Origin of the sequence: Allostreptomyces psammosilenae, assembly GCF_013407765.1 — a bacterium.
In the GTDB taxonomy this organism is placed as follows: Bacteria; Actinomycetota; Actinomycetes; order Streptomycetales; family Streptomycetaceae; genus Allostreptomyces; species Allostreptomyces psammosilenae.
In genome coordinates, this window is the sequence record NZ_JACBZD010000001.1 from 1,789,031 (window position 1) to 1,812,662 (window position 23,632).

Genomic DNA, 23,632 nt, shown 5'->3' on the forward strand with positions numbered 1-23,632 from the left:
GGAGTCGCCATGTCCAGCCCCGCCGCCACCACGGACGATCCGGCCACCGAGGCGCCGCCGGAGGAGGGGGCCGGCCCGCTGGAACGCGGCCTGGCGGTCCTGCGCCACCTCGCCGTACGGGAGGGGCGCCCGACCCGCGCCGGCGACCTGGCCCGGGCCACCGGGCTGCCCCGGTCGACCGTGGACCGGGTGGTGGCCACCCTCGCCCACCTCGGCTACCTGCGCGAGGACGACCGCGAGCTCCGGCCGCGCCCCCGCCTGCTGGAACTGGGCGACGCCTATCTGCGCGCCAGCCGGCTCCCGGCACTCCTCGGCCCCTTCGCCGAGCACCTCGCCGAGGAGTTCGACGAGTCGGTGTCCCTGGCCGTGCCGGACCGGGACGGCGTGCGCTTCGTGCACCAGGTCACCCGGCGGCGCACCATGTCGGTGGCGTTCCGGGTCGGCGACCTGCTGCCCGCCGAGCGCTGCGCCCCCGGCGCGCTCTTCGCCGCGGCCTGGACGGACGCCGACTGGCGGGCGTGGCGCACCCGGCTGCGCGAGGACCCCGAGGAGACCGGCTTCCCCTCGCTGCCCCCGCGCCGCTCCGCCCTCGCCGCCTCCCCCGAGGCGGTCGAGGAGCGCTTCGCCGCCCGGTGCGCGGCGGCGGCCGAACACGGCTGGGCGGAGGACGACCAGTTCATCGAGCCGGGGCTGGTCGCGCTCGCCGTGCCGGTGCGGGACCGGTCCGGGCGGGTGGTCTGCGCGCTCAGCGTCGTCAGCCACACCAGTCGGCACACGGCGGCGTCGCTGCGCGGGCTGGCGCTGGCCCGCTCGCGCGCCGTGGTGGGGGAGATGGAGGCGGCCCTGGCCGGGGCGCCGCCCTGCCCGCCGGACGACCGGCCGCTGGCGGAGGCGCCGGCGGTCGATCCCACCGCCGCGGCCAAGGCCGAACTGGGCCCCCGCTACCTGCAGTCGCTTGCCCGAGGGCTGGCGGTGCTGACCGCCACCGGCGGCGCCGCCGATGGTCCGATGCCGCTCACCGCCGTCGCCGAGGCCACCGGGCTGGCCCGCGCGACCGCCCGCCGCTCCCTCATCGCCCTGGAGCGGCTCGGCTACGTCGAGGCGGTCCCGCCCGGCTTCCGCCCCACGCCCCGGGTGCTGGAGCTGGGGTACGCCCATCTGTCCGGGCTGGGCTTCGTGGAGATCGTCCGCCCCCACCTGGCCCGACTGGCGGAGACGGTGCACGAGTCGGCCTCGATCGCGGTGCTCGCCGGCGACGACATCCGGTACGTGGCCCGGCAGCCGGTGACCCGGATCGTCGGCGTGGACATCACAGTGGGCACCCGCTTCCCCGCGTACCCGACCTCGATGGGACGGGTGCTGCTGGCCGGTCTGCCGCCCGCCGAGCGCGCCGACCGCCTGCGCCGCGCCGACCTGGTGCCGCTCACCCCGCGCACCGTGACCTCCGCGGACCTGCTGGCCGCCATCCTGGAACGGGTGGCCCGCGAGGGCCACGCCATGGTGGACGAGGAACTCGAGGTGGGGCTGCGCTCCGTCGCGGTGCCGCTGCGGGACCGGGACGGAACGGTGGTGGCCGCGCTCAACGTGGCGGCGCACGCCGGACGCGGCACGCCCGAGGAGACCCTGCGCACCGTGCTCCCGCCGCTGCGCGAGGCGGCCACCGCCATCGAGGCGGACCTGCGGGCCGCCGGCGCGCGGGGCGTGCCGCGCGGCTGAGCGCCCGGGGACGCCGGCCGCCCCGCACCACGGGCGTGGTGCGGGGCGGGCCGGCCGCGCGGGTTCCGCTACGGGATCACTGGTAGTGGATGTCGCTCGCCGAGTACAGGCAGTTGGTGCTGTCCGGCCCGGATCCCACCTGCGAGGTGTTGCGGTACTTGGCGCAGGCCTCGAAGTCGTCCGGGTCACCGTGGAAGGTGATGTTGCGCAGCCGCGCGGTGTCGTTGCGGTTGATGTTGATCCCCACCAGCTGGTCGATCGGCGGGTAGACATGGACGTTCTCGACCACCACGTGGCGGGTGTACTGCGTGGAGCAGTCGCCGCAGGAGCGGTAGAGCTTGCCGACGTCCCTCACCTCGAAGTTCCGGATGGTCAGCGTGCCGGCGCCGTTGTGCTGGAACACCTTGTCGGAGGCGTACCGCGCGCCGCCGCCGTCGACCAGCATCTGCTGCGAGGAGGAGGAGCCGCGGAAGGTGGCGGCGTCCTCGCCCACGTCCTCCCACCACACATTGCGGAGGGTGCAGGCGCCCTCGCAGTGGATGCCGTCGGCGGCCGGGGCGCCGATGATGACGTTGGACAGCACGGTGCCGGGGGCCAGCCGGAGCAGCGGGCCCTGGTCCTCGTCCTGGCTGCCGGAGCCGAGGGCGCCGGTGCCGTAGTAGCGCCGCATGCCGGCGTCCACGTTGCCGCTGAGCGAGATGGTCGCGCTCACCGCCTGGTTGCTGGTGGGCGTCGGCCAGGCCTGCGCGGAGACGTCGGAGGCGCTGACGGCGGCGGTGCTGGCGGCCGGGGCGTCGGTGGCGGTGGCGTTCGGGGCTCCGGCGAGCGTGAGGCCCACCGTGGCGGCCATCGCTCCGGCGAGGAGCGCGAGGCGCCCGCGTATCCGTGGTGCGATCAATGAACTCACCTCAGGTCGAGCGGTCGGGGGTGGCCGACCCGGGGCGGGAGCGCTCTCACACGGCTCGCTCGCCGTGCATGTCCATGACATGACTCCCGCTCAGGTCCGCCGGACCTGAAGAATGTCGCAAGCGCTTGTGGAGGCGTCAAGACTCTGGGAGCGTTCCCAATCGGGAAAGAACTTTCCCAAGATCGCACGTCAGTACGGCATTGGTGCGGACCTGGCGGTCATCGGCGTGGTGCGCCGGGCCCGCCCGCACCCTCCCGGTAGAAAGGGTTTGCTGGCCGTTCCGCCCTTCCGCCCCGCCGGCCGTGACACGGCCGCGCCCGCCCGCGACCCCGGTGCGGCAGAATGCGCCCCGGAAGCATCAGGAGAAGGCGGATCGCATCGTGACGACGTCCATTCAGCAGAAGATCGCCGAGGAACTCGGCGTCCGGGAACGACAGGTGAAGGCGGCCGTCGAGCTGCTGGACGGCGGTGCCACCGTCCCGTTCATCGCCCGCTACCGCAAGGAGGCCACCGGCCTGCTCGACGACGCGCAGCTGCGCACCCTGGAGGAACGGCTGCGCTACCTGCGGGAGCTCGAGGAGCGCCGCACCGCCGTGCTGGAGTCGATCGAGGCCCAGGGCAAGCTCGACGAGGCGCTGCGCGAGCGGATCATGGCCGCCGACTCCAAGGCCCGCCTGGAGGACATCTACCTGCCCTTCAAGCCCAAGCGGCGCACCCGGGCGCAGATCGCGCGGGAGGCCGGCCTCGAACCGCTCGCGGACCGGCTGCTCACCGACCCCGGCCTGGAACCGCACGTGGTGGCCGAGGCCTTCGTCGACCCGGACGGGGGCGTGGCCGACGCGGCCGCCGCCCTCGACGGCGCCCGGGCCATCCTGGTCGAACGCTTCGCCGAGGACGCCGACCTCATCGGGACCCTGCGGGAGCGCATGTGGTCCCGGGGAGCCCTGGTCTCCCGGGTGCGCGAGGGCAAGGAGGAGGCCGGCGCCAAGTTCGCCGACTACTTCGACTTCGCCGAACCCTTCACCCGGCTGCCGTCGCACCGCGTCCTGGCCATGTTCCGCGGGGAGAAGGAGGAGGTGCTGGACCTCTCCCTGGAGCCCGACACGCCCACCGGGGACGACGGCGCGCCGGAGCCGCGCTCCGGCCCCGGCGACTACGAACTGCTGGTCGCCGAGCGCTTCGGCATCGCCGACCGCGGCCGGCCGGGCGACCGGTGGCTGATGGAGACCGTCCGCTGGGCGTGGCGCACCCGCCTCCTGGTCCACCTCGGCATCGACCTGCGCCTGCGGCTCCGGCAGGCCGCCGAGGACGACGCGGTGCGGGTCTTCGCCACCAACCTGCGCGACCTGCTGCTCGCCGCGCCCGCCGGCAGCCGGCCCACCATGGGCCTCGACCCGGGCTTCCGCACCGGCGTGAAGGTCGCCGTGGTCGACGCGACCGGCAAGGTGGTGGCCACCGAGACCATCTACCCCCACGAGCCCCGGCGGCGCTGGGACGAGTCCATCGACGTCCTGGCCCGGCTCGCCCGGCAGCACCGGGTGGAACTGGTCGCGATCGGCAACGGCACCGCCTCCCGGGAGACCGACCGGCTCGCCGGCGACCTGATCGGCCGCCACCCCGACCTGAACCTCACCAAGGTGGTCGTCTCCGAGGCCGGCGCCTCGGTGTACTCGGCGTCGGCCTACGCCTCCCGGGAACTGCCCGAGCTGGACGTCTCGCTCCGCGGGGCGGTGTCGATCGCCCGCCGGCTGCAGGACCCGCTGGCCGAGCTGGTCAAGATCGACCCCAAGTCGATCGGCGTCGGCCAGTACCAGCACGACGTGTCCGAGGCCAAGCTGTCGCGCTCGCTCGACGCGGTGGTGGAGGACTGCGTGAACGCCGTCGGCGTGGACGTCAACACCGCCTCCGCTCCGCTGCTGCGGCGCGTCTCCGGAATCGGCGAGGGGCTGGCCGAGAACATCGTCGCGCACCGCGACGCGCACGGCCCGTTCCGCACCCGCCGGGCGCTCAAGGACGTCGCGCGGCTCGGCCCGAAGGCGTTCGAGCAGTGCGCCGGCTTCCTGCGGATCCCCGGTGGCGACGACCCGCTGGACGCCTCCAGCGTCCACCCCGAGGCGTACCCGGTGGTCCGGCGCATCCTCAAGGCGACCGGCGGCGAGCTGAAGTCCCTGATCGGCCAGGGCTCGGTGCTGCGGTCGCTGCGGCCCACCGACTTCGTCGACGAGACCTTCGGCCTGCCCACCGTCACCGACATCCTCCGCGAGCTGGAGAAGCCCGGCCGCGACCCGCGCCCGGCCTTCCGCACGGCGACCTTCACCGAGGGCGTGGACAAGCTGGAGGACCTGGCGGCCGGAATGGTCCTGGAAGGGGTCGTCACCAACGTGGCCGCCTTCGGCGCCTTCGTGGACGTCGGCGTGCACCAGGACGGCCTGGTGCACGTCTCCGCCATGTCGAAGAGCTTCGTGAAGGATCCGCGGGACGTCGTCAAGCCGGGGGACATCGTCCGGGTCCGGGTGCTGGACGTCGACGTCCCGCGGGGGCGCATCTCGCTCAGCCTGCGCCTGGACGAGGACGCCCCGAAGCCGGAGCAGCGCGGCGGCGCGCCGGCCGGTCGCGGCCGTGAGCGCGACCGCGACCGGGGCGACCGCGGCGGCGGGCGGAGCGGTGGCGGGCGGGGCTCCGCGCGCCGCGGCCAGCCGCGCCAGCAGGGCAGGAGCGGCGGATTCACCGGCGACACGGCGCTCGCCGACGCGCTGCGCCGCGCCGGCCTCGACAAGGGCCTGTGACGCCACGGCCCGCGACGCCCCGACGTCCTGACGCCACTGATCCCTGACGCCACTGAGCCCTGACCCCCCGGGCGGCGGTCGGCCTGCCGCCCGCCGCCCGGTGGCCCGCGCCCCCGAGCGGCGGCCCGGGCTCCCCGGCCGCCCCCCGGGCTTCCCGCCCACCGGGACGGCCACTACGGGCCACCTCCGCGCCCGCAAAAGCCGGGCGGCGGCCACGCCCGCTCTGCCACCATGACCTGAGTTCCCTCCGACCGTGGCTGCCGACACCGTCGTCCAGCGGCCTCCCTCCTTGCCCGCCCCCGGGCAGAGGAGCCTCCCTCCTCGCCCGCCCCACGGGCGGGAGGGCCCGCCCTCCTGCCCGTCCCCGGGCGGGAGGCCGGCGGCATGCCACCGGCACCCGAACTAGGCGCTCAGGAGAGTCATGACGTCGCCGCAGGAGCCCATGGACCACCGCTACCGCGGGGAACATCCGGTGCGCACCCTGCTGTACCTCTTCCGGGACGAGCGCGTGGCGCTCGTCCTGGCCGTTCTCGTCTTCGTGGTCAAGCACAGCCCGACCTGGCTGCTCCCGCTCGTCACCGCCAACATCATCGACGTGGTGGTCCAGCACGGACCGATCACCGACCTGTGGATCAACGTCGGCGTCATCCTGGTGATCCTGCTGGTCAACCCCCCGCTCCACCTCCTCTACGTCCGGTGGCTGCACGGCGCGGTGCGCCGCACCGGGAGCCGGCTGCGCTGGGCGCTGTGCGGCCGCATGCAGCAGCTCTCCATCGGCTACCACGCGCGGATGAGCGCCAGCGTGCTCCAGGCCAAGGTCATCCGCGACGTGGAGACCATCGAGCAGATGATCGTGCAGACGGTGGACGGCGGGCTCGGCTCGCTCACCGTGCTGATCGGCGGCCTGGTCATCATCGGGGTCAGCGCCCCCGCCTTCCTGCCCGTCTTCCTGGTCGTGGTGCCCGCCGCGGCCTACCTCGTGGCCCGGCTGCGCGCCCGGATGCGCACCCGCAACGAATCGTTTCGGCGCGAGGTCGAACTGCTCTCCAGCCGCGTGCACGAGATGACCAGCCTGATCCCGATCACCCGCGCCCACGCCCTGGAGAGCGACGCCCTGCGCCGGGTGGACGGCTCGCTGCGCCAGGTGCTGGACTCCGGCCTGCGGCTGGACCGGATCAACGGTCGGTTCGCCTCGCTGGCCTGGGTCCTGCTCAACATCCTCGGGGTGGTCACGCTCGCCGCCGCGGCGCTGGTCGTCTACTACGACGTGCTGCCGCTCACCCCCGGCGACGTGGTGATGCTCAGCTCGTTCCTGACCATCCTCACCGGCTCCACCACCGCGCTGATGAGCCTGACCCCGGTCATCACCAAGGGCCTGGAGTCGGTCCGCTCGGTCGGCGAGGTGCTCCAGGCGCCCGACCTGGAGAACAACGCGGGCAAGGCGCAGGTGACCCGGGTCGAGGGCGCCTTCGAGTTCCGCTCGGTGGGCTTCCGCTACGAGGGATCCGACGCGAGCGCGGTGCGGGACTTCACGCTCACCGTCTCGCCCGGCGAGACCATCGCCTTCGTCGGCGCCTCCGGGGCCGGCAAGTCGACCGTTCTGAACCTGCTCATCGGCTTCCTGCGGCCCACCTCCGGCCGGATCCTGCTCGACGGCACCGACATGGAGACCCTGGACCTGCGCAGCTACCGGCGCTTCCTGTCCGTCGTGCCGCAGGAATCCATCCTCTTCCAGGGCACCATCCGGGAGAACGTCACCTACGGCCTGCCGCAGGTCTCCGAGGAGAAGCTGCTGGCGGCGCTGCGCGACGCCAACGCCCTGGAGTTCATCGAGCGGATGCCCGACGGCCTGGACACCGTCGTCGGGGAACGCGGGGCCCGGCTGTCCGGCGGCCAGAAGCAGCGGCTGGCGATAGCCCGGGCGCTGATCCGCGACCCGCGGGTGCTCATCCTCGACGAGGCCACCTCGGCGCTCGACACCGCGTCGGAGGCGCTGGTGCAGCAGGCCCTCGCCCGGCTGGTGCGGGGACGCACCACCTTCGTCGTGGCCCACCGGCTGTCGACCATCAAGGGGGCCGACCGGATCGTGGTGATGCGCCACGGCGGGATCGAGGAGGTCGGCTCCCACGAGGACCTGCTCGCGCGGGCCGGCGCCTACACCTCACTGCAGGCCCACCAGCTCGCCTGAACCCGACCCCGCCCGCCGTCGCCGCCCCCGGGTGCCGGCTACCCCGCTCCGGCCGCCTCCGGCCGGAGCGGGGTCTGCACCCACAGGGCGGCGTCCCCCTCCCCGGCCGGCCGCAGCACCGAGAACAGGTACGGCCGCACCGACCCGTCGGGCTCCCGCACCCGCACCTCGCGTGCCCGGAACTCCGCGACGCCCCGGCAGGTCCACCAGTGCGCCAGCTCGGGCACGTCCGCGCCCAGCACCGCGCGCAGCCCGGCCGCGCGCGGATCCCCGGCCCGTTCGCCGAGCCGCAGGTTGAGCAGCGCCAGCACGTCCCGGGCCAGGGCCTCCCACCCGACGACCGCCTCCCGCACCGCCGGGTCCGCCACCAGCCACCACATCAGGTTGCGGCGGTCCGCCGGCAGGCGCCCCGGATCGGACCAGCGCCGCCGGTGCGCCCGGTTGCACGCGAGGATGTCCAGGCCGCCGTCCAGCAGCAGGGCGGGGCTGTCCGTCCAGCTCTCCAGCACCGGCCGCAGGCGGGCGGCCAGCGCCGCGCGGGAGTCCGCCCCGGCCCGCTCCGGCGCGTCGGGGCCCCGGACCGCCGGGCCGTGGAAGCCGGCCAGCGCCAGCAGGTGGGCCCGCGCGTCCGCGCTCAGCCGCAGCGCGCCGGCCAGCGCCTCCACCACCTGCCGGGAGGGATCCACCCGGCCCTGCTCCAGCCAGGTGTACCAGGCCACGCTGACCCCGGAGAGGGTGGCGACCTCCTCGCGGCGCAGCCCGGGGGTCCGCCGCCGGGCCGTGGTCCGCACCCCCACGGTCCCCGGCGCCAGTGCCTCCCGGTGCGCCCGGAGGAAGGCGCCGAGTTCCCGCCGCCGTGCCTGATCCCGCATGGGTCCCCTGTGTCCGCCCCGTCGGCGCGCGGTACGCGCCGTCCGCTGTCCTGTGACCGGCACCAACAGGATGAACGGTCGCCTTGTTCCGCCGTCGGCGCGGCCGGAGACTCCCCGCATGCAGATCGGTATGAAGATCGCTCCGAGCGGGCGCGCCCGCAACGACGTGGACGACCTCCTGGAGCAGGCCCGTCGCGCCACCGCGGCGGGCTTCGCGGCGCTGTGGGCGCCCCAGGGCTTCTCCTACGACGCCCTCACCGCCCTGGCCGTCCTCGCCCGGGACCCGGGCGTGGCCGGGGTCGAGCTGGGGGTGACGGTGGTGACCGCGCAGAGCCGCCACGCGATCACCACGGCGAGCCAGGCCAGGACCCTCCAGGCGGCGTCCGGCGGGCGCGCGGTGCTGGGGATCGGGGCCAGCCACGCGGGGTTCTCCGAGCGCTTCGGCGTCCCCTTCGACCGGCCGGCGGCCTACGTCGAGGAGTACCTGGACGCGCTGCTGCCCCTGCTGCGGGACGAGGAGGTCCGGGTGCGCGGCGAGCGGGTGACCGCCTGCACGGCCGGCGTGTCCACGGCGGTGGCCGGTGCCGAGCGTCCCGTCCCGGTGCTGCTCGGCGCGCTCGGACCGCGGATGCTGCGGCTGGCCGGTGGGCGGGCGGACGGCACGGTGACGTTCATGGCGGGCCCCCGGACGATCGGCGGGCACATCGCCCCCGCCGTCACCGCGGCCGCCCACGCCGCGGGCCGCCCGGCGCCCCGGGTGCTGGTCGGGGTGAACGTGTCGCTGACCGGCGAGCCGGACCGGGTCCGCGCCGAGGTGGACGCCGAGCTGTCCTGGGTGGCGGACCTGCCCTCCTACCGGCGGCTGCTCGACCTGGAGGGAGCCGGCTCACCCGGGGAGATCACGGTCGCCGGGGACGAGCGGGCCGTGCGCCGGGGGATCCGCCGTCTCGCGGAGGCGGGCGCGACCGGCCTCAACGTCACCCCGGTGGGCACGCCCGCGGAGGTGGGCCGCACGATCGAGCTGCTGGGCGCCCTCGCCGGTGAGCTGGGCGGGCCCGTGGCCGGAGGCGCGGACGTCGGCGGGGCGGCGGAGGGCTGACCCCTCCCCGACGGGGACCGGGCGGGGACCGGGCGGGGACCGGCGGGGAGGGGCCAGCGGACCGGGGCGGGCGGCCGGCTCGGCCGGTGGCCGCGGCGACCCAGCGCGTGCGGCTCCCCCTCCGCCCCGGGGCGGGGCGTCGAGGGGCGCCGACAGTCAGCCTGACTCACCGTCAGATTTCCCACAAGGGAGCGAACGGGCATGTCACGAGCGCGACATCGCCCGGCAATCCCGCCGTTTCCTCCGCCCCCGGCGGAGCGCCACCTCCGGCGCCGGCCCGTGCCGGAGGCGACCGATCCGCAGCGGTCTCCCGGCCCTGCCGCCGACCGGACGGCGAAACCACGATCCATCCACGGCAAACGCGCACACAACGGGGTATTCCGGGTAAGGGACCCACATGCCCACCATGCCGTGCGGCGGTCACGGGGCTCCGCGTGCCGGAGCGCGGACCCCGCGCGGACCCGCCGCCACCACCGGATTCCCCGGCCCGCGACCGGCGCGTTCCCGCGGACCGGCCCTCGCGCTGGCCACCCTGCTCACCGCCCTGGCCGCGCTGCTGGGCGCCGGCCCCCTCGGCGGCGCGACGCCGGCCCGGGCCGCCACCGGCCTGGAGGAGATCGGGGCCGCGCTCCGCGACGACCCCGTCTACGTCGAGCCCTCCGTCTCCGACCGCCTCCCCGAGCGGGCCGCCGACGACCTCACCCGGCGGATCGACGCCTCCGACGTGCCCATCTACGTCGCGGTGCTGCCCGACGACCCCGCCTACGGCGGCGAACAGGTCTTCGAACGGCTGCGCGCGGCCGTGGGCCGACCTGGCGTCTACGCCGTCGCCCTCGGCTCCGACTTCGGCGCCGCCTCCGACTCCTCGGTGCTGCCCGGAGCCACCGCCCAGGCACTGGCCACCGCGAACCTGGCCGAGCACGACGGCGACCTCGAAGCCGTCCTCGACCACTACGTGGCCGACGTCAGCACCGCGGTGCACGGCACCGACGAGGCCGGCACCCAGGACGCGCGCGGCGGCGGCACGGTCGTCGCCGTGCTGCTGCCCCTGCTCATCCTCGCCCTGGCCGCCGGCGCCGGCGGCCTGTACCTGATGCGCGCCAACCGCCGCCGCCGCGACCGGGAACGGGAGGAACTCGCCCGGGTGCGCACCGCCGTGGACGAGGACATCACCGCCTACGGGGAGGCGCTGGACCGCCTGGACTTCACCCCCACCGACCCCGACGCCACCCCCGAGGCGCTCGACGACTACCGCCACGCCCTCGACGCCTACGACCTGGCCAAGCGGCGCGCTGCCGCCGCCCGCCGGCCGCAGGACGTCCGGGCGGTGACCGAGGCGCTGGAGGACGGCCGCTTCCGCCTGGCCGTCCTCGACGCCCGGCGCCACGGCCGGCCGCTCCCGCAGCGCCGCCCGCCCTGCTTCTTCGACCCCCGCCACGGCCCCTCGGTGCGCGACGTCGAGTGGACCCCGGACGGCGGCACGGCCCGCACCGTACCGGTGTGCGCGGCCGATGCCACCCGGCTGGACGACGGACTGCCGCCGGTCGTGCGCACCGTCCCCGGCGACGACGGCGGGCGGCGGCCCTACTGGGAGGCCGGCCCGGCCTACGGCCCGTGGGCCGGCGGCTACTTCGCCGGCTACGGCGCCACGCTGCTGCCCAGCCTGCTGGTCGGCACGATGCTGGGCAGCGCCCTGTACGCGCCCGGACCCGGCTGGTACGGCGGCGGAGCGGGCGAGGACGGCGGCGACTTCGGCGGAGGCTTCGGCGACGGCGGTGGCGGCGACGTCGGCGGCGGGGACTTCGGCGGAGGCTTCGGCGGCGACGTAGGCGGGGGGTTCTGACCCGGGGCGGCGCCCGCGCCCCGGCGCCCACCGGGGCCGGGGCGTCGCCTCGCGGTCGAAGGCGGCCAGTAGGATTTGCCTCCTCATGGCTGCCACCCTCGTCGCAAAGGAGCTCGCCGCCGGACACGGCGACCGGGCACTGTTCTCCGCGCTCGACCTCGTCGTCGCCCCCGGCGACGTCGTCGGCCTGGTCGGCGCCAACGGCGCCGGCAAGTCCACCCTGCTGCGCCTGCTCGCCGGCCTGGCGACGCCCGAGCAGGGCCAGGTCCGACTCAGCCCGCCCACCGCGACCGTCGGCTACCTGCCGCAGGAGCCGGAGCGCCGCCCCGGCGAGACGGTCGCGGCCTTCCTCGGCCGCCGCACCGGCGTCACCGCCGCCCAGGCCGACCTCGACGCCGCCACCGAGGCGCTGGTGGACGGCCGGCCGGGCGCCGACGACGCCTACGCCACCAGCCTGGAGCGCTGGCTGGCCCTCGGCGGAGCCGACCTGGAGGAACGGGCCGAGGAGGTGGCCGCCGCGCTCGGCCTCGCCGTCGGCCTCGACGCGCCGATGACCGCCCTCTCCGGCGGCCAGGCCGCCCGCGTCGGACTGGCCTCCCTGCTGCTCAGCCGCTACGACGTCTTCCTCCTCGACGAACCCACCAACGACCTCGACCTGGACGGCCTGGCCCGGCTGGAGGAGTTCGTCACCGGCCTGCGCGCCGGCACCGTGCTGGTCAGCCACGACCGCGAGTTCCTCACCCGCACCGTCACCCGGGTCGTCGAACTCGACCTCGCCCAGCAGCAGGTGCGCGCCTACGGCGGCGGCTACGCCGCCTACCTGGAGGAACGCGAGGTCGCCCGCCGGCACGCCCGCGAGGAGTACGAGGAGTACGCCGACACCCGGGCCGCCCTGGAGGCACGCGCCCGGACCCAGCGCGCCTGGATGGAGAAGGGCGTCAAGAACGCCCGCCGCAAGGCCGGCGACAACGACAAGATCGGGCGCAAGTTCCGCACCGAGGCCACCGAGAAGCAGGCCAGCAAGGCCCGGCAGACCGAGCGGCTGATCGAGCGGCTGGAGGTGGTGGAGGAGCCCCGCAAGGAGTGGGAGCTGCGGATGAGCATCGCCGCGGCGCCCAGGTCCGGGGCGGTCGTCGCCACCCTGCGCGGCGCGACGGTGCGGCGCGGCGGCTTCACGCTCGGACCGGTCGACCTCCAGGTGGACTGGGCCGACCGGATCGCCATCACCGGCGCCAACGGCGCCGGCAAGTCCACCCTGCTCGGCGTGCTGCTCGGCAGGGTTCCGCTGGACGCCGGGCACGCCGCGCTCGGCTCCGGGGTCGTCGTCGGCGAGGTCGACCAGGCCCGGGCGCACTTCCACGGCGCCGCGCCGCTGCTGGACGCGTTCGAGGCGGCCGTGCCCGAGATGACGCCCGCCGACGTGCGTACGCTTCTGGCCAAGTTCGGGCTGCGCGCCGACCACGTGCTGCGCCCCGCCGCCACCCTCTCCCCGGGCGAGCGCACCCGCGCCGCGCTGGCGCTGCTCCAGGCCCGCGGGGTCAACCTGCTGGTGCTGGACGAGCCCACCAACCACCTTGACCTGCCGGCCATCGAGCAGCTGGAGGCCGCGCTGGACTCCTACACCGGCACGTTGCTGCTGGTCACCCACGACCGTCGGATGCTGGACCAGGTCCGGACCACCCGCCGGATCGAGGTGGCCGACGGGCGCGTCGCCGAACGGTGACCGAGGGCACTGCTGGCCATCCGGCCCACGAGGTGAGACGGTGGGGGGACCAGCGGCCCGCCCCGGGCCGCGCCGGCGCCGCACGGGCGGCCGACCGCGTGTTGACCGACCGCGTGTGACGGCCGCGGACCGGCTCCAGACCCCTGCCATGGGAGGGGACCGACATGCGGGAACTGACGGTCACCGTCCGGCAACAGGACGGTGCGACAGTCCTCACCCCCGTCGGGGAGATCGACTACGACGCCCGCCCCGCGCTGGCCGCCGCGCGGGCGCGGCTGCCCGACCCGGTCGGGGTGGTGCTGCTGGACATGACGGAGGTGTCCTTCATGGACTCCACCGGCCTGCACTTCCTGATCGACCTGCGCCGGCGGGTCGCCGCCGGAGGCGGGCGCCTGACCCTCGCCGGGATCCAGGACCAACCGATCCGCCTGCTGCGGCTGACCGGGCTGATCGACTTCCTCACCGCCCCGCCCGCCCCCCGGCGCGGCTGCTAGAACCCGGCGCGCTCGCCGAGCCCGGCGCCGGACGGCCCCCGGAGCCGCCGCCCCGGGAATTTTCATCGTATCTTGATAAAGTTTTAATGGTTCGTCAGGTCGCGCTCCCTAGGTTGTCGAACTGTGACGACCAGGGGCGTGCGGTGGCGGATGGCGGGGGTGGTGGCGGTGGTGGGCGTGATCGCCACGGGCGTGGGGCTGGTCGACACCGCCCGCGTCGACCAGGGCGGTGAGCGGCTCGGCGGCCTCGCCTCGGCGGGGGACGTCGTCTCCGCCGTGCCGTCGCCCTCCGATCCTGCCGCCGCGACGGCCTCGCCCACCGACCCGGCCGCCGCGCCGGCCCCGTCCCCGGAGCCGTCCACCTCCACCGCCTCCGGCGGCTCCACCGCGCAGCGGGCCCGCCTGCTGGAGACGGTCGTCGCTGCGGTGACGGCGCGGGCGGAGGGCAACGTGGGGGTGGCGGTGCTGGACCTCGCCACCGGGCGGAGCGCCACCGCGGGCGACGACGAGCACGCCTTCGCCACGGCCAGCGTCGCCAAGGTCGACATCCTGGCCGCGCTGCTGCTCCAGGCCCAGCAGGAGGGCCGGGAGCTCACCGCGGAGGAGGAACGGCTGGCCGCAGCGATGATCCAGGTCAGCGACAACGCCGCCGCGGACGCGCTGTGGCGGGTCATCGGCGGCGCGGAGGGGCTCGCGGAGGCCAACGAGCGGTTCGGGATGACCGGGACCGTGCCCGGAGCGGACGGGCACTGGGGCCTCACCCTGACCACGCCCGCCGACCAGCTGGCCCTGCTGCGCACGGTGTTCGCCGAGGACTCGGTGCTGGAGGCGGAGTCGCGGGCCCGTCTCCAGTCGCTCATGGGGGAGATCGCCGAGGGGCAGGACTGGGGGGTCTCCGCCGCCGCGGAGGGCGGCGACTTCGCCCTGAAGAACGGCTGGCTGCCGCGGAGCGCCACCGGCCTGTGGGTGGTCAACAGCATCGGGTGGGTGGCGGTGGACGGCTCCGACGGCCTGCTGGTCGCCGTGCTCAGCGACGGCCAGCTCGACCAGGCGTCCGGCATCTCGCTGGTCGAGGACGTCGCCCGGGCGGCCGTCGGCGTCTTCCGCTAGGCGCCTTCCGGCATGCCCCCGCCCCGGGGCGTCCGGGCCGCCGGGATCCCCCGCCGGGGCGCCGCCGCGGCGCCCCGGCGGGGGAGGGGGTCACAGTTCCGGGATGAAGATCGGCGACAGGCTGATCGTGCCGTTGCCGGCGGCGCCGACCCGCGAGCCGGAGGTGGCCTTCTGGATGGTGTACCAGGAGTCGACGTAGTCCGGGTCCTCGGTCCACCAGTCGTCCGGGATGGCCGCGAGGACGGCGTCCACCAGCGGCACGTACTGGGTCTGCGAGATGACCGTGAGCAGGCCGGCGGCCACCGCCCGGGCCAGCTCCTCGTAGTTGGTGCCGGTGTCCTCCTCCATCAGCACGATGTCGACGGCGTCGTAGCGGAAGTGCGACCAGTTCACCAGGATCTGGCCGGGGGTGTAGGTGCGGCCGTCCTCGTCCAGGTAGGGCAGCTGGACGGTGTCCACCTGGGGCTGGCCGGCCGGGGACACCCCGGCGACCAGGGCGTAGATCTCCGCGTCGCCCCTGACCCAGGGCTCCTGGTCGTCGGAGAGGTGGATCGAGTCCAGCCGGGTGGCGTCGTAGCCGGCCAGCGCGCCGAGCTCGTTGGTGGACGCGGTGGAGGCGGTGCGCGCCGAGTCGGTGGCGGGGGTGGCGGTGGAGTCCGAGGTGGAGACGCCGTGCTCGCGCAAGGTCTCCCGGAAGGTCGCCAGGTGGGAATCGAGGGCGCGCCCGTGGTCGACCCCCACCACCAGGACGGGGCGGTTCGGCACGGTGTGCGCGTCCAGCTGGTGTTCCCGGCCGGAGGCGTCGTAGGCCACCACCGTGGTGGCCTCGTCGGAGCCCTCCGCGGCCACCAGCAGGCCCCGGCCGGCGTGCAGCCCGGCGCGCATCGACTCGTCCCCGAGCCGCACCTGGAGCAGCGAGCCGGTGTCGGCGGGCAGTCCCTCGGCGGCGAGCGCCGCCCGGTTGGCCGCGCCGGCGAGCCGGGCCAGCTCCGCGGGCGCGTCCGCCCGGTCGGCCAGGGCCAGCAGGTCGGCCTCGCCCTCCGGGCCGAGCGCGGCGCGCACCGTCCGCAGCCAGGTGGAGTCGCGCAGCGAGGCGGCCAGCTCCCGGGCCGTCTGGCGAGCGGCGCGCTCGGCGTCGGCGGCGGTCGTCGCGGAGGTCGCCGCGGGGGTGGTGCCGGTGGCCTCGACCGGTCGCGCGGTGGCGGTGCCGGCCGCGCAGACGCAGACCAGCAGGCCGCCGGCGAGCAGCGCTCCGGTGGTGCGAAGGGGGTTTCTACGCGCGTTGAACGAGAGCATGCGGGTCTCCCTGTCGTGGATGCGCGGGTTCGGGCGAGATTCTCGCCCGGCCGCCGAGAACCCGGCAAGAGGGCCTCGGCGGCCATTCCCGCAGCCGACCTCGCGGCCGTCCTCGCGGCCGTCGTCACGGTCGGTGGTCGGCTCGGCGCCGCGGGCGGGCGGTAGTCCGCCGTCGGCAGATCGACACCGGGAAAGCTGGAGGTTTCCCACAAGGGTCGGCGCCAGCGCGGGACCTGGCCGGAAATCTCCCTCGCATGCTCGGCCTCCTGCCCATGCGAGGGCGGAGGGCGTGCTGCCGGCCTGGGCCTTCGGGCTAAGCCGCGCCCCGAGAACTGTCACGGTCTCACAATGCCTCCTCCTGTTGGGCCTGGATACAGTCCAAACCCCACCAGGCACCCCCGATCTGGTACGAGCCCCCGCCCCTCCCCGATTCGGAGGCAATCCGTGACACTCGCCCTCAAGCCCGGCACGTCCTGGGCGGAGACCTACGCCCGGTGCGTGACGGTCGCTCCCGAGGCGTTCCGGGACGACCGGCTGCTCAACCTCACCCTCGGCGCGTGGCGCGCCGTGGGGACCCCCGGCACCCACGCCACGCCCATCGACGGCAGCAGCATCCCCGGGCCGCCCCGGATCGGCATCGAGGAGGCCCGCGCGGCGGTGGCCTTCGCCGGTGAGCAGCACGAGGAGTGGAGCCGCGTGCCGCTGGCCGAGCGCAAGCGGCGCGTCGGGGAGGCGGTGGAGGCCATGGCGGCCCACCGCGACCTGCTCGCGCTGCTGCTGGTCTGGGAGATCGGCAAGCCGTGGCGGCTGGCCTGCGCCGACGTGGACCGCGCGCTGGACGGGGTCCGCTGGTACCTGGAGAACATCGACCGCCAACTCGCCGTCGGCACCGAGGCCGAGCGCCGGGCGCTGCCCGGCCCGGTCTCCAACATCGCCAGCTGGAACTACCCGATGAGCGTGCAGGTGCACGCGGAACTGGTGCAGCTGCTCGCCGGCAACGCCGTGGTCGCCAAGACCCCCAGCCAGGGCGGGTTCCACTGCCTGACGCTGGCTCACGCCCTGATGCACCGGGCGGGGCTCCCGGTCACCCTGCTGTCCGGGATGGGCGGCCAGATCGCCGACGCGCTGATCCGCGACCCGCGTCTGGGCGCCCTGGCCTTCGTCGGCGGCCGGTCCAACGGCCGCAAGGCCGCCACCGCGCTGGCCGACACCGGCCGCCGCCACTTCCTGGAGCAGGAGGGGCTGAACTGCTGGGGCGTGTGGGACTTCAGCCAGTGGGACCTGCTCGCCGGCCACCTGCGCAAGGGCTTCGAGTACGCCAAGCAGCGCTGCACCGCCTACCCCCGCTACGTCGTCCAGCGGGAGCTGTTCCCGCGGTTCCTGAGCACCTACCTGTCCGTGGTGGAGGGCCTGCGCTTCGGCCATCCGCTGGCCGTCGAGTCGCCGGACGACCCGCTGCCCGAGCTGGACTTCGGCCCGGTGATCCACGCGGCCAAGGCGGCCGAGCTGCGCGGCCACTTCGACGCGGCGGTCGCCGGCCGCGGCGTCCCGCTGCACCGGGGGGACCTCGCCCGGGGACGCTTCCTCCCCGGGCAGGACACCTCCGCCTACCTGGCGCCCATGTGCGTGCTGGAGCCGCCCGCCAACTGGGCGCTGCACCACTCCGAGCCGTTCGGGCCGCTGGACTCCGTGGTGCTGGTGGACACCGAGGCCGAGCTGCTGGCCGCCATGAACGCCGGCAACGGCTCCCTGGTGGCCAGCGTCGCAACCGACGACGCGGACTTCGGCGCCCGGGTCGGCGAGGACCTGCTCGCCTTCAAGGTGGGCGTCAACAAGCCGCGCTCCCGGGGCGACCGCGAGGAGGTCTTCGGCGGCATCGGCGGCTCGTGGAAGGGCGCCTTCGTGGGCGGCGACCTGCTGGTGCACGCCGTCACCTACGGCCCCGAGGGTCCGGACGAGAAGCTGTACGGGAACTTCCCCGACTACTCCCTGTACCCGGCGCGCTGAGACCGCGCGGACCGGCCGGCCGCCCACCGGGACGCCCGGTGGGCGGCCGGCCGTGCTCCGCCGCGGCTCAGTAGGCGGCGGTGAACCTGGTCCGGTGGTGCTCCGGCCGTTCCGCCTCGTCCAGCAGCGCCACCGCGAGGTCCTCCATGGAGATCGCCGACCGGCCGGAGGCGTCCAGCAGCAGCTCGTCGGTGCCCAGGCGGTAGGCGCCGGTGCGCGCCCCCGGCTCCAGCAGCGCCGGCGGGCTCAGATAGGCCCAGTCCACCTCCCGCTCGGCCTGGCAGACCCGGAGCTGGTCGGCGCAGGCGAGCGCGATGTCCCGCCAGGCGGCGGGGAGGAAACGCGGGTCCTCCAGCACGGTGCGCCCGCCCGTGCCCGGCACGGTCAGCGTGGCGGCCCCGCCGACCAGCAGCAGCCGCACCCCGCTCCCGGCCAGACCGGCCAGCAGGCCCCTGGCCGCCCGGACCAGCTCCCGCTCGCTGCCGGGCGCCGGGCGGGTGGCGCCGATCACCAGGTCCCGGCCGGCGCTCAGCCGGGCCACGTCGCGGGGGTCGGCGGCGTCCCCGATCCGGGCGTCGGCGGCGGCGGGCAGCTCCGCCAGGCGCGCGTGACCGCGCACCACGGCGGTGACCCGGTGGCCGCGGGCCAGCGCCTCGGCCACCACCCGACTCCCCACGTTCCCGGCCGCTCCGAACACCGTGATGCGCATGGATTCCCCCTTGTTCTCCGTGGTCGACGAGGCGCGCCGGGACCAGATGTCTTAGCGCTAAGAGAATGTATCTCACCGCTAAGGAACCTCGCTAGGCTGGGCCCGTGGCGGATCACGTGGACCGGGTGCTGGAACAGTGGGGCGCGCACCGCCCCGACCTCGACGTCTCCCCGATGGCGGTGATCGGGCGGCTGTCCCGGGCCTCCCGGCTGATCAGCGCCGAACTGCGCCGCACCTTCGCCGCGCACGGGCTCGACGCCGCCTCCTTCGACGTCCTCGCCACCCTGCGCCGCAGCGGGCCGCCCCACCGGCTCACCCCCGCCGAGCTGATGCGCGCGGCCATGGTGACCTCGGGGGCCATCACCCAGCGCCTGGACCGTCTGCAGGCCGCCGGCCTGGTCACCCGGACACCCAGCGCCTCCGACGGCCGCGTCGTGCACGTCGCCCTCACCGACGAGGGGCGCGCCCTCGTCGACCGGGTGCTGCCCGACCACGTCGCCACCGAGCGGCGACTGCTCGCCGCCCTGACCGGCGCCCAGCGCGACGACCTCGCCGACACGCTGCGGCACCTGCTGGAGTCGCTCGGCGACACCGCCGACTGACCCCCGGAGCCGCCCGCCCACCGGGCCGCTCCCGTCCACGCCCCCGCGCCCCACGCCCCACGCCCCGCGCCGGGCGCCGCCGGCGCCCGGCGCGGACACTGGACGGGAGAGGAGGCGGCAGGCATGACGGACACCCGGCCCCCGGGCGCCGACCGGGCGCCCGGCACCCGCGGGCGCCTGGCACCGCTGGTCGCCGTGGCACCGGCCGGCGCCCTGCCGGTCCTGTGCTTCCCGGAACCCTCCTGGTGGTGGCTGGCCCCGCTGGCCCTGGTGCCGTGGCTGCTGCTCCTGCGCGCCTCCGGCACGGCCCGGGCCGCGGCGCTGCGCGGGTGGATCGGCGGCACCGCGCTGATGCTCGCCACCCACCACTGGCTGCTGCCGAACCTGCACGTGTTCACCCCGGTCCTGGCGGCCCTGCTGGGGGCCCTGTGGGCGCCGTGGGGCTGGCTGGTGTGGCGACTGCTGCGCGGTGTCCCGACGGCCGGACGGGCCGCCGCCGCCGTGACGCTGATCCCGTGCGGCTGGCTGGCCGCCGAGTTCGTCCGCTCCTGGGAGTACCTGGGCGGGCCCTGGGGAGTGCTCGGCGCCAGCCAGTGGCAGCTGGCCCCCGCCCGCCAGCTGGCCTCCCTCGGCGGCGCGTGGCTGGTCAGCCTGCTCCTGGTCGCCGTCAACACCGCCCTGGCGCTGCTGTGCGCCGTGCCGGGCGCGCGCCGCGCCGGGGCGCTGGCGCTCGCCGCCACGGCCGCCGTCGTGGGCGCGGCGGCGGCCTGGGCGCCGGCGCCGCGCCAGGCCGGCACCGCCACCGTGGCCCTGGTGCAGCCCGGTGTGCTGCCCGGACCGCAGGCCAGGTTCGACCACGCCGAGCGACTCACCCGGGCCCTCGCCGACCGCCCCCCGCACGACCGCCCCGACCTGGTGGTGTGGGGGGAGAGCGGCGTCGGCTTCGACCTCGCCGAGCGCCCGGACCTCGCCGAGCGGCTGCGCGCCCTGTCCGCCGACGTCGACGCCCCCCTGCTGGTCAACGTGGACGCGCGCCGGGCCGACGCGGCGGAGCCCGGGGAGGGCGGGATCTTCAAGAGCGCCGTCCTGGTCGAACCCGCCGGCGTCACCGAGCAGCGCTACGACAAGACGCGGCTGGTGCCGTTCGGCGAGTACGTTCCGGCCCGCCCCCTGCTCGGCTGGGTGACCGGGGTGGGGGAGGCGGCCGACCAGGACCGGCGGCGCGGCGAGCGGCAGGTGCTCATCGAGGTGCCCCCGCTGCGGGTCGGCCCGGTGGTCAGCTTCGAGTCCACCTTCCCCGACCTCACCCGCCACCTGGCGCGGGACGGCGCCGACCTCCTCGTGGTCCAGGCCGCCACCTCCACGTTCCAGGACAGCTGGGCCCCCGAGCAACACGCCGCCGTGGCGGCGATGCGCGCCGCCGAGACCTGGCGCCCCGTCGCGCACGCGACCCTCACCGGCGTGAGCGCGGTCCACGACGCGCACGGCCGCCCGGTCGGCCCCGCCCTCGGCACCGACCAGCGCGCCGCGCACGTGTACCGGGTACCGCTCGCCACCGGGACCAGCCCATACACCCGCTTCGGGGACTGGGCACCCTGGCTGGCCCTCGGCGCGCTGGCCGCCGCCGCGGCCCGCACGGCCGCGCCGGCGTCCTCCGGCGCGTGGCGGTCCGGGAGGTAGCCGGGCGTTCGCCCGGTGGGCGGCCGCGGTGTCGCGGCTAGAACGCCCCGCGCGGGCGATCGGCTCGCTCGGAAGGGCGAGGCGACGCGCTGTCGGTGCCCGCCCCTACGGTCCGTTCCATGACGCAAGCCGTGCAGGCGTACGCCTACCTCCGTCCCTCCACCCTCAGCCGCGAATCCGACCGGAACGACCTCGCCCTGCAGACCTCGGGCGGCGCCACCCCGGCCGGGCTCCAGGCCCACCCGCGGTTCTTCACCGGCTTCCTCACCGCCCCGGAGGCCGCCGCGGCCGCCCTGCTGTCCGTCGCGGACGTCGCCGCCGCCCGCTACCACCAGCCCCAGCTGCGCGCCTCGCTCGACCCGGTGGTGACCGCCGGCGGCGACCGGCTGCGGTTCGAGTCGTTCTCCGGCTGCTGCGGCGTCTACGCCCGCCTCGACGTCCTCCACGACGGCCTCGACGGTGACGACATCGGCCACGGAACCACCAACGTGGACGTCAACAACCCGCTCCGGGAGGCCCTCACCCGCGTCGGCGGCGCCGACCCGCTGCACCTGCGGGTCGGCCCCGACGACCTCACCGTCACCACCATGGACGGCCCGGTCGTCGAGAAGAAGGTCCCGCTGCCCGACCGCTGGCTGCGCGGCTTCGCCGAGACCCAGGTCATCGCGGCCGGCTTCGACCTGCGCGCCGAACTCACCGCCGCCGAGGCCGTCCGCTTCCTGCGCGCCCTGCCCCGCGGCGGGCGGGTCGGCGCCCGCCGCGGCGCCCAGTGGGTGGTCCCGGCCGGCCGCACCCTGCGCCCGACCAGCCGGCCCGTCCCCGGCGCCGTGTGCCTGCCCGGGCCGGAACGGCTGACCGCCCTGGCGCGGGTGCTGCGGCACGCCGTGGCGCTGCGCGTCTACGGGCCGCCGGTCACCGCCGGCGCCGCGCCCTCGGCGTCCGCCTGGGAGATCGAGCTCCCCGCGATGCGCCTGACCCTCACCCTCTCGCCCGACGCCTCGCGCGGCTTCTCCGGAGAGGGCGCGGTGCTCGACGCCCTGGCCACCGACGAGGCCGCCGAGGACGCCGAACTGGTCGGCGTCCTGCTCGCCTGGGAGCCCCGGATCGACGTCGCCGACCTCGCCGAGCAGGCCGGCCTCACCCCGGCGCGGGTCCGCGCGGCCCTCACCCGACTGGGCACCGCCGGCCGGGTCGGGTACGACACCGCCGAGGCCGCCTACTTCCACCGCGAGTTGCCCTACGAGGCCGAGCGGGCCGAGCGGCACAACCCCCGGCTCCGGGACGCCCGCGCCCTGGTCGAGGCCGGAGCCGTCCGCCTGGAGGCCGGCGGGCTGGCCACCGTCACCGTCGACGACCACCACCACCGGGTCCGCGCCGACGCGGCCGGCCGGCTCAGCTGCACCTGCCTGTGGTGGGCCAGGTACCGCGGCGGACGCGGCCCCTGCAAGCACGCCCTGGCCGTCCGGATCCAGCGCCGCGCCGCCACCGACGGCTCCGCCGGGCCGCGCGCGGGGGGATCGCGGAGCTGACGGCCGTGGCGGCGAGCGCCGGCCCAGTCGTCTGATCGGCGGGGCCCGCCTGCCGCGCGGCACCCGGGCCCGGCCTGGCCCGACCCTGGTCCTTAAACAAGTCGTTTTCAATAATGTGTTGCACACCGGGTGTTGCTCCTCCTAGGTTTGCCGCATGACGAACCATGAGACGACCGACGAACGCGTGCCCGCCGAGCCGTTCGCGGCACCCGATCCCGAACAGGCCCGAGCGGCACGGCGGTACCAGGCGCTGGCGCGGATCACCGAGCGCCACGGGGACGCCGACGAACGCCGGCTGTGGGAGGAGCGCGGCATCCCGCTCGGCCCGCTCGACGCCTGGCGCCGGGTGGCGCACCTGGCGGCCGGCGCGGCGATACCGGACGAGGGCCGGCCGTCGGTGGACGCCACCGACATCGCAGCCGCGCTCACCCTGGTGCACCAGGCCCGCGCCGAGGTGGACCAGTTGGAGATCGGCCTGCTGGAGATGGCCCGCGGGCGCGGCCTGACCTGGCAGCAGATCGCCTACAGCCTCGGCCTGGGCACGGCGCAGGCCGCCCGCCAGCGCCACCAGCGCCTGACCGGGCGGGCCGACTCCGACGAGGCGGGCACCGCGGACTGACCACCGCGCCCGTCCCACGACCGCCTCCCGCCTCCCGCCGGCCGCCGCCCGGCCCCGGGACGGGCGGCGGCCGGCGGGAGGCGCCCCACGCGGAGGCGCCGCCCGCCCGCGGGGCGGTCAGCCGTAGGTGTGCTGCTGCCCGTCACCCAGTGAGACGTGCTCCAGCACGTCCTCCATCGGGTCGTCGATCTGCCCCGTGGAGATCAGGGCGACCGTCGGCGCGTTGTGCGAGTCGGTGTGCGTCTCGTCGGCGTGCGCCGTGCCGACCGGCAGCCCGCAGGCCACCGCCGTCACCACCGCGCCGGCCAGCCAGCGGGCCGTCGTCCCCGCGCGACCGTCCTTCACCGTGTCCCCTCCTCATCTCTCCGGCGGCGTGGTCGCCGCCCGTCGCCAGGTGTATCCGCGAGGAGGGCGGTGAGGTCACGGGCCGGACGGCGAAGCCACCCGACGGT

Annotated in this window: 18 protein-coding genes; 13 read left to right on the forward strand and 5 right to left on the reverse strand. The window is 75.9% G+C overall.

Going from position 1 to position 23,632, the window contains the following annotated elements:
* Nucleotides 1-9 precede the first annotated feature (9 nt).
* Complete coding sequence (locus FHU37_RS07130) at nucleotides 10-1,716, forward strand: IclR family transcriptional regulator domain-containing protein (RefSeq protein ID WP_179813359.1); 1,707 nt, start codon at nucleotides 10-12, stop codon at nucleotides 1,714-1,716.
* A gap of 76 nt (nucleotides 1,717-1,792) precedes the next feature.
* Here the strand turns inward: FHU37_RS07130 and FHU37_RS07135 are convergent, their stop codons facing one another.
* The gene (locus tag FHU37_RS07135; protein ID WP_312892477.1) at nucleotides 1,793-2,623 is read right to left on the reverse strand and encodes a pectate lyase; all 831 of its coding nucleotides are present in this window, start codon (nucleotides 2,621-2,623) and stop codon (nucleotides 1,793-1,795) included.
* A 380-nt stretch (nucleotides 2,624-3,003) separates the two neighbouring features.
* On the opposite strand from FHU37_RS07135, the gene FHU37_RS07140 reads away from it, so the two are divergent.
* Both FHU37_RS07140 and FHU37_RS07145 read left to right on the forward strand, forming a co-directional pair.
* Nucleotides 3,004-5,409, forward strand: a complete 2,406-nt coding sequence (locus tag FHU37_RS07140; RefSeq protein ID WP_179813360.1) for a Tex family protein — start codon at nucleotides 3,004-3,006, stop codon at nucleotides 5,407-5,409.
* A gap of 421 nt (nucleotides 5,410-5,830) precedes the next feature.
* A complete protein-coding gene (locus tag FHU37_RS07145; RefSeq protein WP_179813361.1) occupies nucleotides 5,831-7,597 on the forward strand; it encodes an ABC transporter ATP-binding protein in 1,767 nt (588 codons plus the stop codon).
* A 38-nt stretch (nucleotides 7,598-7,635) separates the two neighbouring features.
* Here the strand turns inward: FHU37_RS07145 and FHU37_RS07150 are convergent, their stop codons facing one another.
* Nucleotides 7,636-8,469, reverse strand: coding sequence for a helix-turn-helix domain-containing protein (locus tag FHU37_RS07150; RefSeq protein WP_179813362.1), 834 nt, complete (start codon nucleotides 8,467-8,469; stop codon nucleotides 7,636-7,638).
* A 118-nt stretch (nucleotides 8,470-8,587) separates the two neighbouring features.
* Between FHU37_RS07150 and FHU37_RS07155 the strand changes: the two genes are divergently transcribed.
* From FHU37_RS07155 to FHU37_RS07175, 5 genes are all read left to right on the forward strand, one after another.
* On the forward strand, nucleotides 8,588-9,568 hold the full coding sequence (locus tag FHU37_RS07155; protein WP_179813363.1) for a TIGR03564 family F420-dependent LLM class oxidoreductase: 981 nt from the start codon (nucleotides 8,588-8,590) through the stop codon (nucleotides 9,566-9,568).
* 397 nt (nucleotides 9,569-9,965) lie between these two features.
* Entirely contained in the window at nucleotides 9,966-11,411 is a 1,446-nt protein-coding gene (locus FHU37_RS07160; protein ID WP_246449657.1) for a hypothetical protein, read from the forward strand.
* Nucleotides 11,412-11,496: 85 nt separating this feature from the next.
* A complete protein-coding gene (locus FHU37_RS07165) occupies nucleotides 11,497-13,134 on the forward strand; it encodes an ABC-F family ATP-binding cassette domain-containing protein (protein WP_179813364.1) in 1,638 nt (545 codons plus the stop codon).
* A 164-nt stretch (nucleotides 13,135-13,298) separates the two neighbouring features.
* Nucleotides 13,299-13,628 (forward strand): STAS domain-containing protein, encoded by a 330-nt coding sequence (locus FHU37_RS07170; RefSeq protein WP_179813365.1) that lies wholly within the window; start codon nucleotides 13,299-13,301, stop codon nucleotides 13,626-13,628.
* Nucleotides 13,629-13,751: 123 nt separating this feature from the next.
* Nucleotides 13,752-14,738, forward strand: coding sequence for a serine hydrolase (locus FHU37_RS07175; protein WP_312892478.1), 987 nt, complete (start codon nucleotides 13,752-13,754; stop codon nucleotides 14,736-14,738).
* Between the two features lie 90 nt (nucleotides 14,739-14,828).
* Here FHU37_RS07175 and FHU37_RS07180 read toward each other — a convergent pair whose 3' ends face one another.
* Complete coding sequence (locus tag FHU37_RS07180; RefSeq protein ID WP_179813366.1) at nucleotides 14,829-16,034, reverse strand: DUF3103 family protein; 1,206 nt, start codon at nucleotides 16,032-16,034, stop codon at nucleotides 14,829-14,831.
* Between the two features lie 348 nt (nucleotides 16,035-16,382).
* On the opposite strand from FHU37_RS07180, the gene FHU37_RS07185 reads away from it, so the two are divergent.
* Nucleotides 16,383-18,041, forward strand: a complete 1,659-nt coding sequence (locus tag FHU37_RS07185; protein WP_179813367.1) for an aldehyde dehydrogenase family protein — start codon at nucleotides 16,383-16,385, stop codon at nucleotides 18,039-18,041.
* 67 nt (nucleotides 18,042-18,108) lie between these two features.
* On the opposite strand, the gene FHU37_RS07190 is transcribed toward FHU37_RS07185, so the two are convergent.
* Nucleotides 18,109-18,750, reverse strand: a complete 642-nt coding sequence (locus tag FHU37_RS07190) for an NAD(P)-dependent oxidoreductase (RefSeq protein WP_179813368.1) — start codon at nucleotides 18,748-18,750, stop codon at nucleotides 18,109-18,111.
* A gap of 104 nt (nucleotides 18,751-18,854) precedes the next feature.
* On the opposite strand from FHU37_RS07190, the gene FHU37_RS07195 reads away from it, so the two are divergent.
* The 4 genes from FHU37_RS07195 (at nucleotide 18,855) to FHU37_RS07210 (ending at nucleotide 23,180) form a co-directional block, all read left to right on the forward strand.
* A complete protein-coding gene (locus tag FHU37_RS07195; protein ID WP_179813369.1) occupies nucleotides 18,855-19,352 on the forward strand; it encodes a MarR family winged helix-turn-helix transcriptional regulator in 498 nt (165 codons plus the stop codon).
* A 123-nt stretch (nucleotides 19,353-19,475) separates the two neighbouring features.
* Nucleotides 19,476-21,032: an apolipoprotein N-acyltransferase gene (gene lnt / locus FHU37_RS07200; protein ID WP_179813370.1), complete on the forward strand. Its 1,557-nt coding sequence runs from the start codon at nucleotides 19,476-19,478 to the stop codon at nucleotides 21,030-21,032.
* Nucleotides 21,033-21,151: 119 nt separating this feature from the next.
* A complete protein-coding gene (locus FHU37_RS07205) occupies nucleotides 21,152-22,561 on the forward strand; it encodes an SWIM zinc finger family protein (RefSeq protein WP_179813371.1) in 1,410 nt (469 codons plus the stop codon).
* Between the two features lie 154 nt (nucleotides 22,562-22,715).
* Nucleotides 22,716-23,180 carry a DNA-binding protein gene (locus FHU37_RS07210; protein ID WP_179813372.1) on the forward strand — a complete coding sequence of 155 codons (465 nt, stop codon included), beginning with the start codon at nucleotides 22,716-22,718 and terminating at the stop codon, nucleotides 23,178-23,180.
* 117 nt (nucleotides 23,181-23,297) lie between these two features.
* On the opposite strand, the gene FHU37_RS07215 is transcribed toward FHU37_RS07210, so the two are convergent.
* Complete coding sequence (locus FHU37_RS07215) at nucleotides 23,298-23,525, reverse strand: hypothetical protein (RefSeq protein WP_179813373.1); 228 nt, start codon at nucleotides 23,523-23,525, stop codon at nucleotides 23,298-23,300.
* Between the last annotated feature and the right edge of the window lie 107 nt (nucleotides 23,526-23,632).

Coding starts and splice junctions, on each gene's coding strand:
- lnt (WP_179813370.1), top strand. CDS start 19,476: ATGACGGACACCCGGCCCCCGGGCGCCGACCGGGCGCCCGGCACCCGC.
- FHU37_RS07180 (WP_179813366.1), bottom strand. CDS start 16,034: ATGCTCTCGTTCAACGCGCGTAGAAACCCCCTTCGCACCACCGGAGCG.
- FHU37_RS07145 (WP_179813361.1), top strand. CDS start 5,831: ATGACGTCGCCGCAGGAGCCCATGGACCACCGCTACCGCGGGGAACAT.
- FHU37_RS07130 (WP_179813359.1), top strand. CDS start 10: ATGTCCAGCCCCGCCGCCACCACGGACGATCCGGCCACCGAGGCGCCG.
- FHU37_RS07160 (WP_246449657.1), top strand. CDS start 9,966: ATGCCCACCATGCCGTGCGGCGGTCACGGGGCTCCGCGTGCCGGAGCG.
- FHU37_RS07150 (WP_179813362.1), bottom strand. CDS start 8,469: ATGCGGGATCAGGCACGGCGGCGGGAACTCGGCGCCTTCCTCCGGGCG.
- FHU37_RS07170 (WP_179813365.1), top strand. CDS start 13,299: ATGCGGGAACTGACGGTCACCGTCCGGCAACAGGACGGTGCGACAGTC.
- FHU37_RS07185 (WP_179813367.1), top strand. CDS start 16,383: ATGCCTCCTCCTGTTGGGCCTGGATACAGTCCAAACCCCACCAGGCAC.
- FHU37_RS07190 (WP_179813368.1), bottom strand. CDS start 18,750: ATGCGCATCACGGTGTTCGGAGCGGCCGGGAACGTGGGGAGTCGGGTG.
- FHU37_RS07165 (WP_179813364.1), top strand. CDS start 11,497: ATGGCTGCCACCCTCGTCGCAAAGGAGCTCGCCGCCGGACACGGCGAC.
- FHU37_RS07210 (WP_179813372.1), top strand. CDS start 22,716: ATGACGAACCATGAGACGACCGACGAACGCGTGCCCGCCGAGCCGTTC.
- FHU37_RS07205 (WP_179813371.1), top strand. CDS start 21,152: ATGACGCAAGCCGTGCAGGCGTACGCCTACCTCCGTCCCTCCACCCTC.
- FHU37_RS07155 (WP_179813363.1), top strand. CDS start 8,588: ATGCAGATCGGTATGAAGATCGCTCCGAGCGGGCGCGCCCGCAACGAC.